15 protein-coding genes are annotated in these 15,158 nt (G+C 69.0%); 10 read left to right on the forward strand and 5 right to left on the reverse strand.

All coding sequences use genetic code 11. The features are described from left to right. Positions 1 to 13: 13 nt before the first annotated feature. On the reverse strand, positions 14 to 712 hold the full coding sequence (locus J7656_RS08380; RefSeq protein ID WP_211553029.1) for a DUF1405 domain-containing protein: 699 nt from the start codon (positions 710 to 712) through the stop codon (positions 14 to 16). A 107-nt stretch (positions 713 to 819) separates the two neighbouring features. Between J7656_RS08380 and J7656_RS08385 the strand changes: the two genes are divergently transcribed. Genes J7656_RS08385 through J7656_RS08415 form a run of 7 tightly spaced genes read left to right on the forward strand, consistent with a single transcriptional unit; the run spans position 820 to position 10,114 of the window. Beyond that, positions 820 to 4,638: an ATPase, T2SS/T4P/T4SS family gene (locus J7656_RS08385; RefSeq protein ID WP_211553030.1), complete on the forward strand. Its 3,819-nt coding sequence runs from the start codon at positions 820 to 822 to the stop codon at positions 4,636 to 4,638. Between the two features lie 27 nt (positions 4,639 to 4,665). Next, the gene (locus tag J7656_RS08390) at positions 4,666 to 6,696 is read left to right on the forward strand and encodes a type II secretion system F family protein (RefSeq protein ID WP_017343323.1); all 2,031 of its coding nucleotides are present in this window, start codon (positions 4,666 to 4,668) and stop codon (positions 6,694 to 6,696) included. Next, the gene (locus tag J7656_RS08395) at positions 6,686 to 7,231 is read left to right on the forward strand and encodes a DUF7287 family protein (RefSeq protein ID WP_211553031.1); all 546 of its coding nucleotides are present in this window, start codon (positions 6,686 to 6,688) and stop codon (positions 7,229 to 7,231) included. The genes J7656_RS08390 and J7656_RS08395 overlap by 11 nt, the downstream gene beginning before the upstream one ends. Position 7,232: 1 nt before the next feature. Then, a complete protein-coding gene (locus tag J7656_RS08400) occupies positions 7,233 to 7,844 on the forward strand; it encodes a DUF7288 family protein (protein ID WP_211553032.1) in 612 nt (203 codons plus the stop codon). Beyond that, on the forward strand, positions 7,841 to 8,833 hold the full coding sequence (locus J7656_RS08405) for a DUF7261 family protein (protein WP_211554557.1): 993 nt from the start codon (positions 7,841 to 7,843) through the stop codon (positions 8,831 to 8,833). Before J7656_RS08400 ends, J7656_RS08405 begins: the two co-directional genes overlap by 4 nt. Continuing rightward, a complete protein-coding gene (locus J7656_RS08410; RefSeq protein ID WP_211553033.1) occupies positions 8,826 to 9,317 on the forward strand; it encodes a DUF7266 family protein in 492 nt (163 codons plus the stop codon). The genes J7656_RS08405 and J7656_RS08410 overlap by 8 nt, the downstream gene beginning before the upstream one ends. Further along, positions 9,314 to 10,114, forward strand: coding sequence for a DUF7289 family protein (locus J7656_RS08415; RefSeq protein ID WP_017343318.1), 801 nt, complete (start codon positions 9,314 to 9,316; stop codon positions 10,112 to 10,114). The genes J7656_RS08410 and J7656_RS08415 overlap by 4 nt, the downstream gene beginning before the upstream one ends. A 35-nt stretch (positions 10,115 to 10,149) precedes the next feature. On the opposite strand, the gene J7656_RS14960 is transcribed toward J7656_RS08415, so the two are convergent. Both J7656_RS14960 and J7656_RS14965 read right to left on the reverse strand, forming a co-directional pair. After that, positions 10,150 to 10,893 carry a DUF7305 domain-containing protein gene (locus J7656_RS14960; RefSeq protein WP_249191443.1) on the reverse strand — a complete coding sequence of 248 codons (744 nt, stop codon included), beginning with the start codon at positions 10,891 to 10,893 and terminating at the stop codon, positions 10,150 to 10,152. A gap of 83 nt (positions 10,894 to 10,976) precedes the next feature. After that, positions 10,977 to 11,984, reverse strand: a complete 1,008-nt coding sequence (locus tag J7656_RS14965) for a DUF7289 family protein (protein ID WP_249191444.1) — start codon at positions 11,982 to 11,984, stop codon at positions 10,977 to 10,979. A 172-nt stretch (positions 11,985 to 12,156) separates the two neighbouring features. Between J7656_RS14965 and J7656_RS08425 the strand changes: the two genes are divergently transcribed. The 3 genes from J7656_RS08425 to J7656_RS08435 all read left to right on the forward strand — a co-directional run bounded on the left by J7656_RS08425 (position 12,157) and on the right by J7656_RS08435 (position 14,047). Continuing rightward, a complete protein-coding gene (locus J7656_RS08425) occupies positions 12,157 to 12,984 on the forward strand; it encodes an alanyl-tRNA editing protein (RefSeq protein ID WP_017343316.1) in 828 nt (275 codons plus the stop codon). A gap of 82 nt (positions 12,985 to 13,066) precedes the next feature. After that, positions 13,067 to 13,387, forward strand: a complete 321-nt coding sequence (locus J7656_RS08430) for a transcription factor S (protein WP_017343315.1) — start codon at positions 13,067 to 13,069, stop codon at positions 13,385 to 13,387. Between the two features lie 117 nt (positions 13,388 to 13,504). After that, a complete protein-coding gene (locus J7656_RS08435) occupies positions 13,505 to 14,047 on the forward strand; it encodes a DUF6517 family protein (RefSeq protein ID WP_017343314.1) in 543 nt (180 codons plus the stop codon). A gap of 4 nt (positions 14,048 to 14,051) precedes the next feature. Here the strand turns inward: J7656_RS08435 and J7656_RS08440 are convergent, their stop codons facing one another. Both J7656_RS08440 and J7656_RS08445 read right to left on the reverse strand, forming a co-directional pair. Beyond that, entirely contained in the window at positions 14,052 to 14,606 is a 555-nt protein-coding gene (locus tag J7656_RS08440; protein ID WP_017343313.1) for a DUF7332 family protein, read from the reverse strand. 47 nt (positions 14,607 to 14,653) lie between these two features. Next, complete coding sequence (locus J7656_RS08445) at positions 14,654 to 15,034, reverse strand: methylglyoxal synthase (protein WP_017343312.1); 381 nt, start codon at positions 15,032 to 15,034, stop codon at positions 14,654 to 14,656. Between the last annotated feature and the right edge of the window lie 124 nt (positions 15,035 to 15,158).

Below are 15,158 nucleotides of genomic sequence, written 5' to 3' on the forward strand. Positions count from 1 at the left end.
TTCCGAGCGCGGCTCAGTCCGTCTCCTCCCCCAGCCATCGGAACGAGTGCGCCGCGAGCGCGACTGCTCCGACCGCGATGGCGAGCGTCGCGGCCGCCAGTCCGGGGCCCGGCTCGTACAGTAGCGGCGGGTGGAAACCGAACCCGTAGTCGATGACGACGTTTACGACGCCGAGCGCGAGCGCCGTCGCGAGCGCCCCGCGGGTCGTGCGTCCGAAGGCGGGGAACAGCAACGCGAGCCCCACGAACAGCAGGTGCGTGCCGATCACGCCCCAGTAGTAGATCCAGGCGTCGGGCGCGGCGACGTACTCGCCGAACGCGAGGTTAAGCGAGACCAGCGGCCAGACGCCGAACTGGACCAGCCAGACGAACGCGAGCGTGTGGAGGTACGCCAACGGCCGCGACGTGGGAGCGTCCGCGGTGACGTTGCCGCCGCGTCGCACGGTCGCGACGAGGGTCGCGAGGACTGCGCCGCCGAGCGCGACCGCGACCGCCGAGTCCGCGTACAGCGGCCAGAGCGCGATCGGCACCTCGCCCGCGGTCGGCGCGTAGTACCCGATCCCCACCGCGAGCATGAACGCGGTGAACGCGCAGACGACGGCGAGGCTCCGCGGCGTCCCGAGCAGTTCCTCGGCGATCGCCGCCCGGACCCGCCGCCTGACCGACGGCCGGCGCAGTCGTCGAAGCCGTCGGAGTCGCTCGGCGCGTGACACGATCGCCGATCGGTGCGCGGGGGCCTAAAATCCGCCCGTCGACGACGATTATCAATCGCGGTGTTTTGCGAGACACCTTTTTCAACGGACGCGCCGTTCCCTCGACCATGGCCAACGAGGACGCCGAGCGGTCCGCCCCCCGATCCGACCCCGAGGGCGATCGCTCGGCGTCCGGCGCGTCCGAGTCCGAGCCGAAGGACGCGGACACGACCGAACCGGACGCGGTAGACACGGACATGGCGGAAGAGGAATCGGCGGACTCGACGGGCGCTGAGCCGGAAGAACGACACGAGACGGCCGATTCGGACGGCGGGGCGTCCGTCGCCCGGGGGTCCGACGAGCGGGACGAAACGAACGACGGCGCGCCGGTCGTCACCGACCGGTACACCTGGCGATCGCTGCTGGCGGAACGAGGACGCGAGGACGCCGCCGAGCGCGTGTACGCCGACGTACCGGACGCGCCGGTCGTCCCGGCGGACGCCGTCGCGCTTCATCTTCCCAACGGCGTCGACCGGGTCGTCCGCGCCCCGGGCGTCGACGAGCCCTTCGAGGCGGACGGCGAGACCGACGTCCCCGGCCACGGAACCCCCGAGCGGGGGACGCTCGTGGTCGGCACCGACGCCGTCGTCCTCGACGGGGGCGCCGTCGTGCCGACCGGTGAGCTGGTGGCGGCGCCGGCGACGCCCGAACCCGCCGACAAGGACGAGCGCGAGAAAGACACCGCTGACGAGGAGAACTCCGAAAAAAACGCGGACGCCGAGACCGTCGAAGACGCTGCGCCGGACGAGGCGCGATCCGACGCCGACGAGACGGACTCGGACGAAGTGGGAGATGCGGACGAGACGGACTCGGACGAGGCCGAACGCGTTGATACCGGCCCCGAGACGGTCTTCGACACCCCGGTCGGCCGCGGCGGCGTCTCTGGGGTCGTTGTCGCGTCCGGCGGCGACGTCGAGTCGGTCCCGTCGCGCGCGCCGACTCCGGACGAGTGGAACCGGGTCGAGTTCGACCCGGCGACGCTCCTCGGGTTCGACCCGAGCGAGACCGACTACCGGTTCCGCGCCGCGGCCGCGGTCGGAGACGTCCTCTGGGACCTGTGCGCGGCCCGGTACGACCCCTACTCCGTCCCGGTGTTGAAGGGGTACTACACGTGGGACGACTACCGCGAGGAGTTCTTCCTCGACGAGGAGGGGAACCCGCCGACCGAGGAGAACGAGGAGGGAGAGGCGGTGCCGCTGGAGTTCACCCACGAGGACAAGACCGAGGCGCTCGGATTCGATCCGGACCGGACCGAGGACCTGCTCGGCGCGGGGGGTGCCGCGGCGGCCGACCTCGCCGACCTCGTCGACGAGCGGACCGTGGACGTCAACCCCGAGGTCGACGAGGACGCGTTCTTCTCGACCGACGAGGGCCACACCACGCTGACGAACCGGTACGACTTGGAGAAGGCGGTACCGATGCCGAAGAAGACGCACTTCCAAGAAGAGGAGCGCTACTGGGTGAACAAGCCGTACGCGTTCGTCATCGTCTTTCGGTCTCGGAAGGAGAACGAGGCGAAGTACTACGCCGTCCAGCCGTACCGGACGGAGATCGAGGCGGACCTCACGGAGTTCCTCACCGGGAAGCTCCGCACGTCGATCAAGTACGCCGACGAGTCCATCGCGGGCGGCGACGAGGCGTTCCGCGAGGAAGTGATAGTCGAGGAGACGCGCACGCTGCTCGACCGCTACGGGCTCTACGAGGACGAGGGCGACGAGCGCGGCATCGCGGACACGCTGGTCGACCGGTTCGGTATCGACCCGACGGAGGGGATCGCCGGCCGGATCGCGGAGTCGCTGGGCTACGAGCCCCCGACCGAGGAACCGGCCGACCCGCCGTCGATTAGCGCCCGCCCGGAGCCCGCGGTGCTCGCGGAGGACTCTCGGACCCTGTCGGCCCACCAGGTCGAGAAGCTGCTGTACTACCTCAAGCGGGACTTCGTCGGCTACGAGCGGATCGACCCGATCAAGTACGACATCAACGTGGAGGACATCTCCTGTGACGGGTACAACTCTCCGGTCTTCGTCTACCACTCAGAGTACGAGCAGATCATCACCAACGTCTACCACGGCACCGACGAGCTCGACGACTTCGTCGTGAAGCTCGCCCAGCGCTCCGGGAAGGGGATCTCGAAGCGCCGGCCGCAGGTGGACGCCACCCTCCCCGACGGCTCGCGCGCCCAGCTCACGCTCGGCCGCGAGGTGTCCGACCACGGGACCAACTACACGATTCGCCAGTTCAACGACGTCCCCTTCACCCCCATCGACCTGATCAACTGGAAGACGTTCTCGCTCGACGAGATGGCATTCCTCTGGCTCTCGATCGAGAACCACAAGAGCCTGATCTTCGCCGGCGGCACCGCGTCCGGGAAGACGACGAGCCTGAACGCCGTCTCGCTTTTCATCCCCTCGAACGCGAAGATCGTCTCCATCGAGGACACGCGCGAGGTCGAACTCCCCCAGCGCAACTGGATCGCCTCCGTCACGCGCCCCTCCTTCTCCGACGACGACAAGGGCGATATCGACGAGTTCGACTTACTGGAGGCCGCGCTCCGCCAGCGCCCCGACTACATCGTGATGGGCGAGATCCGCGGCGAGGAGGGCCGCACCGCCTTCCAGGTGATGTCCACCGGACACACCACCTACACGACGTTCCACGCCGACTCCGTCGGCGAGGTACTCAAGCGGTTCACCACCGACCCGATCAACGTCTCGAAGACGATGTTCACGGCGCTCGATCTGGTCTCGATCCAGACGTCGACGCGGGTTCAGGGGAAGAAGGTGCGCCGGAACAAGTCGATCACGGAGATCAACCACTACGACGCCGAGAACGACGAGATCAACGTTCAGGACGTGTTCCAGTGGCAGGCGGAGACGGACGAGTTCCTCCAGATGGGCGACTCGAACACCCTCGAGGACATCATGTTCGACCGCGGCTGGAGCCGGGCGACCCTCGACGAGGAGCTTCGTAAGCGTAGAGTCGTGTTAGCCTACCTCATCGACCGCGGGCTGAACAGCTACGCGCAGGTGGCGGCGACGTTCCAGGCGTTCATCAACGACCCGGAGACGGTCCTCGCCCTGATGGCCAACGAGGAGCTGGAGCGCTCGCTGGAGGACCTCCGCGAGATGGAGTCGGTGCTGATCAACGTCGACCGCGAGAAGGAGGCGCTGGTCCCCCGGCCGACGCCGGACGCGGACGGCGAGGCGGAGGCCGCGGAGATACTCGACGCCGCCGAGGACCTGTTCGAGACGTACCGCGGCGAGGTGCCTGACTCGGTCGCCAACGCCCTCTTAGAGATGGACTACGCGGGCGACGTCGAGGCCGCCCCGAGCGACCGCGAGGCGCTCGCCGAGACGGCTCGGGAGGCCAAAGCGGCCTACGACGAGCCGGCCGGTCCGGAACCGGCGACGAGTGGGACGGACTCGGACGAACCCGACAAACCGCGCCGGGACGCGGAGGGATCGGACTCCTCGGGAACCCCATCTCCGGACCCCGCGCACGGCGACTTCGAGGGGATCTCCGAGGCGGCCGGCGACGGCTCCGGCGATCCGAACCGGATCGACTTCGGGGAGCCGTTCGACGAGGGGGTCGACGTGCTCTCGTCGCCCGCGGGCCCGCCCGAGAGGGATGCGGACGCCGAACCGGAGCGAGAGCCCGAAGCGGATGCGAGTCCCGACGTGAGCGAGGGGTTCAGCACCGCGGACCACGTCGCGGGCGACCCCGCCGGCGAAGTCGACGACGGAGAGACGGACGGGGACGGCGGAGAGTCTGAGGGGGAAGTGGACGAGCGCGACGACACCGTGGACGAAGAAGCGAGCGACGACGGCTCGGCCGACGACATCGACGACTGGGGGTTCGACGCCGTCGAACCCGCGGAGGACGGGTGATCCCATGCCCGTAGCGAGGGCAGCGCCGTGAGCCTCGACGTGGACGCGGGCGACGGCGGCGTCGACGCGAACGTCCTCGCGGAGTTATGTTACCCCGTCTTCGAGCTGCTGTTCGACCCCGAGGGCGACTTCGTCGGGGACGTCGAGCGCAAGCTGGCGGAGGCCCGGATGCCCGATCAGGTCGAGATGTACGTCTCGCTGGCGCTGGCGGTCGGACTGCTGGTCGGCGGGTCGCTCTGGGCGCTCGGCACGCTGGTCGGCTACGGGGTGTTCTCGCTCGGGCTGATCGCCCCCGAGGCGCTCTCGCTCGGACTCCCCGCGCCGACGCCCGCGATTAAGGAACTGCTCCGGTCACTCGTCGTGCCGACGGCGGTGCTTCTCAGCGGGCTGATCTTCGGCTCGATCGGGTTCGCGATCGGGTTCGGCGGCCTCGTCGCGGTCCCGTACTCGCGGGCCTCCGCGCGGAAGCGGGAGATCAACCTCCTGCTCGCGGACTCGGTGTCGTTCATGTACGCCCTCTCCGTCGGCGGGCTCAACCAACTGGAGATCCTGCGCGCAATGGCGACCGCCGAGGACACCTACGGCGAGGTGTCCCGCGAGTTCCAGAGCATCGTCAACGAGACGGAGTACTTCGGGACCGACTACCGGAACGCGATCCGCCAGCAGTCGCTGGAGACCCCCTCCGACGAGCTCTCGCAGTTCCTCGCGGACATGCTCTCGATCGTCAACTCCGGCGGCGACATGGAGAGCTTCCTGAAGGACAAAAAGGAGAAACACCTCCGCACGTCGAAACAGGAGCGCGAGATGACGCTGGAGACCTTAGAGCTGTTCGGCGAGATGTACATGACGCTCTCGCTGTTCCCCCTCCTCCTCATCATCATCCTCGTCATCATGGGAATGATGGGCGAGGCCGACGACCGGCTGCTGTACGCGACCGTCTACGTCCTCATCCCTCTGGTCGGCGTCGGCTTCCTCGTGTTAGTCTCGACGGTGAAACAGGACGAGCCCGGCGACGGCTACCTCCAGCCGGACGGCGGCAGCGAACGGCTCCGACAGACGAGCCAAGAGGGGCTCTTCCACTTCGGACTCGTGGAGGCGTTCGTCGGGACGTTCGGCGTCTTCGACCGCATCCGCGACCGCGAGGGGACCCACAAGACGATGGAGATCCTCGCCGCCCCGCACCTCTTCCTCCGCGAGAACCCGCTGTACACCCTCGCGTTGACCGTGCCCGCGGCGCTCGCGCTCGTCGTCGTCGCGGCCGCGGCCGGCTCGGCGCCGACGACGTTCGACGGGTGGGTCGCCCGCCCGGTGTGGTCGGCGTTCGTCTGGCTCTACGTGCCGCTGTACGTCGTGTTGATCCCGCTCGGGTTCTTCTACGAGTGGCACCAGCGCTCGCGCCGGGCGGTGACCGGAAAGCTCTCCGAGACGCTCAGGAAGCTCTCCTCCGCGAACGACACCGGACAGACGCTGTTGGAGTCCGTCCAGACCGTCTCGGAGACGTCGACCGGGAAGCTCGCCGAGGAGTTCGAGGTGATCCACGCGAAGGTGAACTACGGGATGAGCCTGCGTGACGCCCTCGTGGAGTTCAACAACTCGTACGCGGTGCCCCGGCTCGCGCGGACCGTGAAGCTGATCACCGAGGCGCAGGAGGCCTCCTCGCAGATCACGGACGTGCTGACGACGGCCGCGCAGGCCTCCGAGAACCAGGACGACATCGAACGCGAACGGAAGTCACGGACCCGGATGCAGGTGGCGATCATTGTGATGACGTACGTCACGCTGCTCGGCGTGATGGCCATCCTCCAGACGCAGTTCATCGACGTGATGGGCGACCTGGTCTCGCAGAGCGACGGGGGCGGCGGGGCCGGGTTCGGCGGCGGCGGGGGCGGCGTCGACCCCGACGTGCTCTCGATGCTGTTCTTCCACGCGGTGACGATCCAGGCGATCCTCTCGGGATTCATCAGCGGCTACATCCGCGACGCGGAGCTGATCTCCGGCGTGAAGTTCGCCGTGATCCTGATGACGCTGGCGCTGGGGGTGTGGATCTATGTCGGGTGACCGCGCGCAGACGGTCCTCGACTTCGTCGTCGGGATGTCGGTGTTCCTCGTCGCGGTCGGATTCACCTTCGCGTTCGTCCCCTCTCTCTTGGAGCCGTACGCCGTCGGCGAGGGAGCGACCGTCATCGTCGCCGAGCGCGGGGCGGCGCGGCTCGCGGAGTCGTCGCTCGCGGAGCCCTCGCTCGCTGGGGCGGGCTCGACCGCGACGCTGTCGCACGCGTGTACCATCGCGTTCTTCGACGGGACGGACCCCGAGACGGCGAGCGAGGAGTCGGACTGCGCGTGGACGGCGAACGCCGACGACCTCCACGCGGAACTCGGCGTCGACGACCAGCGCGGGCTCAACCTCACGGTCACGCAGCACGGAGCGATAGAGAGGCTGGACCCCGACGACGGGACCGCCGTCCCGATGCGCGCCGGCCCCGCGCCGCCCGGCGGAACGAGCGTCTCGTCGGCGAGCCGTATCGTCACCATTGACGACCCCGAAGACGGGGACCCGCCGGAGACCTACCGGCTCACGCTGCGGGTGTGGTGAGATGTTCGTCGAACACCTCCCGGACGACCGGGGACAAGCGCACACCTTAGAGGCGTTCACGGCGGCGCTGCTCTTAGTCACCGGGCTCATCTTCGCGACGCAGGCGACGGCCGTCACGCCGCTGTCGGCGAGCACGTCGAACCAGCACGTCGAGAACCAGGCCGAGATCGCCGCGGGGGACCTGTTGGCGACGACCGAAGCGAGCGGAAACCTCTCTGCGGCGCTTCTACACTACGACAACGGAAGCTTCGTCGGCGCGACCGACGCGGGCGGCTACGCGGGGGTCCCGCCGGCGTCGCACCCGCTCCACGAACCGCTGACGGAGGCGTTCGGCGATCGGCAGATCGCGTTCGACATCGACGTCTACTACCCGGACAACAGCAGCGACGGGACGGGCGACGTCGCGATGGTCGACATGGGGTCGCCGAGCGACAACGCGGCGACCGCGAGCACGCGCGTGACGCTGTACGGCGACGACCGGTTCGGCGCCGACGACCAACACGTCCTCGCCGAGGACGGTCCCGGCAGGGGGTATTTCGCCGACCCGGTCGACGGGGACGGGGAGGTCCTGTACACGGTCGTGGAGGTGCGAATCACCGCATGGCAGATGTGAGTTTCCCCAGTCCCCTCGGCAGCGGGGACGCCGACCGCGACGAGGACCGAGCGCAGATCATCCTGATCACGGGGCTGACGCTCGCGGTCCTCTTCGTCGCGGTCGTGCTCCTCCTCAACACCGTCATCTACACGGAGAACCTCGCGACACGCGGCGCCGACGCGGGCGGGGCGGAAGCGATCGAGTTCCGCGACGGCGTCACCGAGGACCTCGCTGGGATCTTACACCGCGAACACCGGAACGCGAGCGACGGCGACGTCTTCGCCGAATTCAATGCGAGCGCGGAGACCTACGCCCGGACGGTCGCCGACCTCCGGGCGCGAGACGGGGTGATCGCGGACGTTCAGGTGAGAGGATCCACCGTCGAGGACGGTTACTTCATCGCGCAAAACGAGAGCGAAAGCGGCTTCCGGAACATGACGAGCTCCAACGGATCGGCCGACTGGACCGTCGCGGGCAATGCGACCCTGACGCGGAACTTCCGGTTGACGGTCGATCCCGCCTCGCTGTCGGAGTCGACGAGCGGCGCGTTCACCGTCGTGGCCGACGGGACAACCGGGGGCACCAACGAGACGTGGTCGGCGACGCTGACGGGCGAGACCGACGGCAACCTCACCGTGACGGTGGAGAACGCGACCGGGACGACTAACGAGACGTTCGCACCGCGTCCGGACGGGAACCACACGGTCGATTTCACCGCCGGCACGGTCAACGGCGAGCCATTCGACGCACTGTTCTGGGCCGAAGCGGTCCAGACCGAGAGCGAACCACACCCGCCGTACAATATCCGCTACGAGAACGGCGACGCGGCGGAGGGGACGTACCACCTCATCGTCGACAATCGCGACGGTGGTGCGGACGCCGACCGCTCTTCCCGGCCGTACGTCACCGAGGCGGTGTACAGCGTTAAGGTCGAGATCCGCCACCGGACACCGGAGCTGACCTACGGCGACGTGATACGGCTCGCGCCGGGTGAGCGCGATGCGTGACCGCTCGGGCGGGTCGGACCGCGCCGTGTCGGTCACCGTCGGCTACGTGATGACGCTCGCGATCTCGACGCTGCTGCTCTCAGGGCTGTTCGTCGCGGGTGGCTCGTTCGTCGAGACACAGCGCGAGCGCGCGGCGCAGGGAGAGCTCACCGTCGTCGGCGAGCGGATCGCGGCCGACATCGGCACCGTCGACAGGCTCGTCGCGACCGCGGAGTCTCGGGAGAACCTCACGGTCGACCGACCGCTAACCCTCCCGAACAGGGTGTCCGGGACCGGCTATCGGATACGGATCGCCGCGAACGGCACCCAAGGGACGATCGCGCTCGAAAGCGAGCAGACCGACGCGACCGTGGAAGTCCCCTTCCGCACGAGCGAGGACGTCGCGGTCCGAAACACGACCGTTGACGGTGGGAGCCTCCGGATCTCGTGGGAGTCGGACGCCGGGCCCGAGGGCGACGGCGAACTGGTGGTGAGCGAGCGATGAGGGGCGCTGACCCCGACGGCGGTTCCCTATCGGGGGAAACCGACGGTGGATTCCTGTCCGCCGACCGCGGCGTCAGCGAGACCGTCGGCTTCGTGCTGGTGTTCGCGCTGATCACCTCCACCATCGCCGTGACGTTCACAGTCGGGCTCGGCGGGCTGGAGGATGCCCAGTTGGCCGAGCGGGACAACAACGTCGAGCGCGCGTTCGACGTCCTCCACGACAACTTCAACGACCTCAGCCGGGACGGTGTGCCGAGCCGGTCGACCGAGCTCCGGCTCGGCGGCGGCGAGCTGGCGTTTGACGACGAGTCCGAGTTCCGGCTCAACGGGACGGGATTCGAGTCACAGGTTATCGAGGGGGGATCCCTCACGTACCGGGGCGCCGGCGACACCCGGATCGTCTACGAGAACGGCGCGGTGTTCCGGATGGACGGCGACAACGGCGTAATGATCAGGGAACCCGATCTCCTGATCGGCGACACGATCGTCTACTCGCTGTACGGACTCAACGGTCCCGCGGAGTCGGTGAGCGGCGAGCGGACGGTCCTCGTCGTCGGCGAGCGCACGGACCGGGAAGTCGCGGCCGACGACCAGACGGCCGCTGAAAACGTCACGCTCGACATCAACTCCACGCAGGCGATCGTCTGGGAGCGGTACTACAGCGACCTCGCGGCGGAACACGAACAGGTCAACGTGACGACGAACGGCTCCGCGGACCTCTCCGTGACGTTCGTGGCCGAGGAGTACGACCGGTTGCTCGTTCACCGGACCGCCGCCCGCGTCGAGTTCTCCGATTGAGGATCGACGCGTCCGAAGCGGGGCGATCGCCGCACTCAGTCGGACTCGACGACCACGCCGTGCGTGGAGACGTGGAGGTAGCTCACCACGGGGACCGTCTCGCCATCGAACGGCTGGCGCGTGCGCAGCGCCTCGTCGTAGTGGATCTCGATGTCGCCGTCGTCGAACGAGAACTTTCGGAACGTGAACGATCCCCTGATCGTCATCTGGTCTTCCAGTTCGACCTCGCTTTGGGGCGCGTAGAAGACGCCGGTGAATCGGACCCGGTCGCCGTCCGTCTCCGGGCCCTCAATCTCGACCTCGTCGCCGCTCGAGTACAGCCAGAGGTTGTTCGCCACGTCGCCGTCGGCGGCGATCTCGACCGGTCCGGTCAGATCGATCTCGCCGGTGTTGTAGACGTCGAGGCGCGTGTCCTTGGCCGTCGTCACCGAGGCCGCGTCCCGGACGGTGATCGAGTCGTCGACGTACAGCTCCGCGCGCCCGCCTCCGGAGGCCCGTACCGCAGCGTCGCCGCTGAGGTCGAGCCCCTCGTCGAGCAGCACGGTAACGTTCCCGCTCCCGGTATCGAGGTCGAGCGTCGCCGTCTCGTCGCCCTCCACCGTCACAGAGCCGGCGATGTGGAGCGTCGCGCCGTCGGTGACCCGAAGCGTCGCGCGCTCGGAGACGGTGACGTCGCCGTCGACGTACGTGTTCTCGTCTATCGTTGCCGTCTGATCGTCCGACAGATTGATCCCGGTCGACTGGTTCGGCGCCTCGCCCGCGAGGTCCTGCTCGCGCACCCCGTCGATGCGCTGTCTGATCCCGCCCGCGACCGGCGCCAGCTCGTCGAAGTCGCTCTCCGTGCGGGTCTCGCCGCTGACGTTCAGCTTGTCGGATTGGCCCGGGGGATGTTGTACGACTCCGCCGTGAGGTTCCCGAGAATCTGGACTCTCTCGGTGTTCCCGCCGCCGCCTTTGGTGAGCGCGAAATCGCCGCGGGTCTGGACGCTCGCGTTGTAGCCCGGGGTCTGCGAGTCGTAGGTTCCGTTCGTCGAGTTGTAGCTGTCGGCGTACAGCCAGTCGACGTCCCCCATCTGGAGCTCCGAGCGCCCGGTCGCCGAGACGCTCGCGCTGAGCGTCGGGTGCGTGGTCGCGGTCCGGAGCCGGATCCGCACGCGGTCGTCGTCGAGTTCGGTCACCGACGCGCTCGTTCGGGACTCGAAGAACCGGCCCCAGGCGTCGGCATACGCGCTCTGGACCGTGATCTCGACCGTGACGTTGCTGTCGGCGAGCGGGTTCCGGTAGTCGTCGTTCGGGAACACCGACTCGGCGTCGGTCGCGCTCTCGCCGATCCGAACGGTGTCGCCCAACGGGCCCGACCCGTTCTCGATCGTGACCAGCGGGAGCGTGAGCGTCTCGGGACCGTCGGTCCCGCGGTAGTGGAACTCCGGGGGCGACACCATCTGCGAGCGGCCGCCGCTCGACCGCCAGACGCCGCCGCCCTGGTAGGCGACGGTCTCGCCGCCGCGCTCGTAGACGATGGCGCCGAGCGCGGTCTGGTCCGTGAACGTACCGTTGTCGCCCCCGCTCACCTCGATCCGCAGCCAGCCGGCGTCCTCGTCGACGCGGAAGTCGGCGCCTCGGCCGACATCCATGCTGACCCGCTGGGAGGGCGACCCGCCGTGCGCGACGAGGCTCGCCTTGGAGTCGACCTGCGTCATCGCCCCCTCGACGCGCTGGATGTCCGCGGTCCGCTGGGAGTCGTCGAGCGCGGTCGCGCCGAGCGCGACGGTGGTGCCGACGACCGCGACCGTCAGCCCCAACAGGAGCACCGTGCCGAGCACCTCGCTCTGCGCGCGCTCGGCGGTCGCTCCTCGCTCTGCTCCGTTCATAGGGACCCGTTAGACGGGCCCGCTGATAAACGTGGACACCCGCGTATCAGTCGCGATAGCCCTAATCGAGGGAGACTTCTCTCCCACCCGAGCGGTCCGACGTCGACTCTCGCGGACCGGGGACACTCTCGCGGACCGGGGATATATTTCGCCGGCGCCCCTCCGGGCACCCGTGACCGAGCGACTCTACCTCGCGGACGACACGGTGACGGCGTTCGAGGCGACCGTCGAACGCGTCCTCTCGAATCCGGACCGGCTCGTCCTCGATCGGACCCACTTCTACCCGACCGGCGGCGGCCAACCGCACGACACGGGAACGATCCGGGTCGCCGACGACGGCGGAACCGCTCGCTGGCGCGTCGTCGACGTCGAGATGGCCGACACGGTTCACCACGAGATCGAACCGGCCGGCGAGGCGGGCGGCCCCGAGGGCGGGGCGGCCGACGACGCGAGCGACGCGGCCGAGTCGCCCCCGCTCCCGGAGCCGGGCACCGAGGTCGCCTGCGAAATCGACGCCGACCGCCGCGCCGCGCACTCGCGGTATCACACCGCACAGCACCTGCTGTCGGCGCTGCTGCTCGACGAGTTCGACGCGCGGACGACGGGCAACCAGCTGTATGCCGACCGCGCGCGCCTCGACGCCGAGTACGACCGGTTCACCGACGCCGACCTCGACCGGATCGAGGCGCGGCTCAACGAGCTCGTCGCCGACGGGCGTGAGGTGGCGAGCTACACGATGGACCGCGAGACCGCGGAGGCGACGCTGGACACCGACCGGACGCGGATCGACCTCCTCCCGGACTCGATCGAGGAGCTCCGGATCGTCGAAATCGCGGGCGCGGACGACGCGGACGAGCCGTACGACCGTACCGCCTGCGCCGGGACCCACGTCGCGGACACCGCCGACATCGGCGAGGTCGTCGTCACCGGCCGGGAGACGAAGGGTCCCGACGAGGAGCGCGTCCGGTTCGCGCTCGCCGAGCACGTCGACGCGGACTGACGGCCGCGTCGGCGCCCCGAGCGCGCGTCCGGCCCTCGCCCGCGATCCCGCCGTTTAAATACGATCCGCGGTAGGTTCGGGCATGAAGTTCTGCGACGAGTGCGGATCCATGATGAAATCCGGCGAGGGCGAAGACCACTGGGTGTGCGACGCCTGCGGCTACGAGATCGGGCGCGACGATGGCGACGACGAGTGGACGACCCAGTCGCAGGTCGAGTCCGAGATCGTCGACGTGAGCGACGCGGAGGACAAGGGGCTCCCGACGACGACGGCCCAGTGTCCCGAGTGCGACAACGACCAGGCGTACTGGTACATGCAGCAGATCCGCGCGGCCGACGAGTCCGAGACTCGGTTCTTCGTCTGTACCGAGTGCGAACACAAGTGGCGCGAAGACGACCACTGACAACGTTTTCGCTCGCTTCCTTCCCTCCTGCCGTCAGTCTGTCCTCTCTCACGTCATCTCTCTGACTCTCCTCCCGCCGCCCGTCCGTTTTATTCCCGTTCGGAGAAAGGCGGGACCATGGAACCGCCCGTCGTTCCCCACGACCGCCTCGACGGCTGGACGCTCGTCGAGGCGGCGACGGAACGACCGTTCGAGGCCGGCCCGGTCTCGGTCACGGCGGGCACGGCGCGCTACGAGCGCGAGACGCCGCCGCCGCGACCGTTCTTCTTCGTGAGCCGACTCCGGATCTCTCCGGACGCCGGACCGAACCCCGCCCTGACCCGACTCGTCGAGTCGCGGGCCCGAGGGGGGTTCCGCGACCGTCTCGCGGACCGGGACATCACCGACCTCGCGCGTCGCGACGAGCGACGCCTCGACGTCGACGACCCGGACGCGTCGCGCGCGACGCTCACCGTGTTTCACGGCCGCTGTGCGGTCGACGACGAACGGGTTCCCGTCGAAGCCCTGCTCGCGGTGTGGGAGGCCGGCGAGTACCTGCTCGCGGGCGGCGCCTATCCGATCGGTAACGGCTTCGAGGCGACGAGACAAGACGTGTTGTCGCTGGTGCGCGGCGTTCGGCCGCCGGACGCCGAGGGCGGTGCCGTCGAGCACTCGGAATAGCCGGTCAGCAGTCGATCGCGCCGGCGCTCGACTCGATCGGCGACCCGTCGTCTTCGTAGTCGGCGTCGCCGACCGAGCCGGCGAACATCGGAAGCTGGAGTTCGTAGGTGTACAGCACGTCGAACGCCGCGAACGGGTCGATCCCGTCGGCGATCGCCTGCCGGGCGGTCAGCCTGACGCCCGCGGCGAGGACCACGATCGGTTCGCCGTCGAGTCGCCCGGCGGTCTCGACGCCGAACTCGTTGCCCGCGCCGGGGTCGGTCAACACGGAGAGGTGGACCACCGTCTCCATCGTCGCCCCACCCTCGCCGTCGCCGATCGAGATCGGGTACCCGCTGCCGGTGAAACACCGCGTGATCGGGGCGACCTCAGTCCGGTCCGCGTCGACGCCGGGCCCGGCAGTCGCTGGACCGACGGCGGGACCTTCAGCCGCCGACTGCGTCGCCGTCTCCCCCGGCGTCGCGGCCTGGCCTGCGACCGCGCCGGCGCCGAGGCTCGCCGCAAGGAGCAGCAGCGCGAGCGCGAGGGCGCGAACGCGTGTCCGTTGCGGGCGCGTCATCGGCCGTCCGTTCGTCGTCCCGGTTTAAATCATCGCGGTCGACGGTATCAGTCGAGAGAATCGCCGCCGAGCAGCCCCTCGACGAGCAGCTCCGCGGACGCGACGTTCGTCGCCAGCGGCACGTCCTTCACGTCGCAGACGCGCAGCAGCGCCGAGATGTCGGGCTCGTGTGCTTGCGCGGTCAGCGGGTCCCGGAGGAAGACGACGCCGTCGATCCGGTCGCTCGCGATCATCGCCCCGATCTGGAGGTCGCCGCCGAACGGCCCCGACGCCTGTCGATTCACGGAGAGCCCGGTGGCGTCCGCGATCCGTTTCCCCGTCGTCCCGGTGGTCACCAGTTCGCACTCGTCGAGGGCGGCCGTGTGCGACTCGACGAACGCGACCATCTCGTCTTTCAGTTCGTCGTGAGCGATGAGCGCGATGCGCATACGGGGCGGTCGCTCCGGCGTCGCTTAAGTACTCGCTTCCCCGTCGCTTTCGTCGACCTCGTCGCCGCCGGGCCCTCGCGGGGGCCCGCCGCGCGACCGGTGGTCGACGAACGGGTCGAGTGCG

It is taken from the genome of Halorubrum ruber (genome assembly GCF_018228765.1).
Classification (GTDB): domain Archaea; phylum Halobacteriota; class Halobacteria; order Halobacteriales; family Haloferacaceae; genus Halorubrum; species Halorubrum ruber.

What these genes read in the sequence shown, in the direction of transcription:
- J7656_RS08440 (WP_017343313.1), bottom strand. Translation starts at nt 14,606, where the DNA reads ATGACGCGCCCGCAACGGACACGCGTTCGCGCCCTCGCGCTCGCGCTG.
- J7656_RS08445 (WP_017343312.1), bottom strand. Translation starts at nt 15,034, where the DNA reads ATGCGCATCGCGCTCATCGCTCACGACGAACTGAAAGACGAGATGGTC.
- J7656_RS08415 (WP_017343318.1), top strand. Translation starts at nt 9,314, where the DNA reads ATGAGGGGCGCTGACCCCGACGGCGGTTCCCTATCGGGGGAAACCGAC.
- J7656_RS08385 (WP_211553030.1), top strand. Translation starts at nt 820, where the DNA reads ATGGCCAACGAGGACGCCGAGCGGTCCGCCCCCCGATCCGACCCCGAG.
- J7656_RS14965 (WP_249191444.1), bottom strand. Translation starts at nt 11,984, where the DNA reads ATGAACGGAGCAGAGCGAGGAGCGACCGCCGAGCGCGCGCAGAGCGAG.
- J7656_RS08435 (WP_017343314.1), top strand. Translation starts at nt 13,505, where the DNA reads ATGGAACCGCCCGTCGTTCCCCACGACCGCCTCGACGGCTGGACGCTC.
- J7656_RS08395 (WP_211553031.1), top strand. Translation starts at nt 6,686, where the DNA reads ATGTCGGGTGACCGCGCGCAGACGGTCCTCGACTTCGTCGTCGGGATG.
- J7656_RS08400 (WP_211553032.1), top strand. Translation starts at nt 7,233, where the DNA reads ATGTTCGTCGAACACCTCCCGGACGACCGGGGACAAGCGCACACCTTA.
- J7656_RS08410 (WP_211553033.1), top strand. Translation starts at nt 8,826, where the DNA reads ATGCGTGACCGCTCGGGCGGGTCGGACCGCGCCGTGTCGGTCACCGTC.
- J7656_RS08430 (WP_017343315.1), top strand. Translation starts at nt 13,067, where the DNA reads ATGAAGTTCTGCGACGAGTGCGGATCCATGATGAAATCCGGCGAGGGC.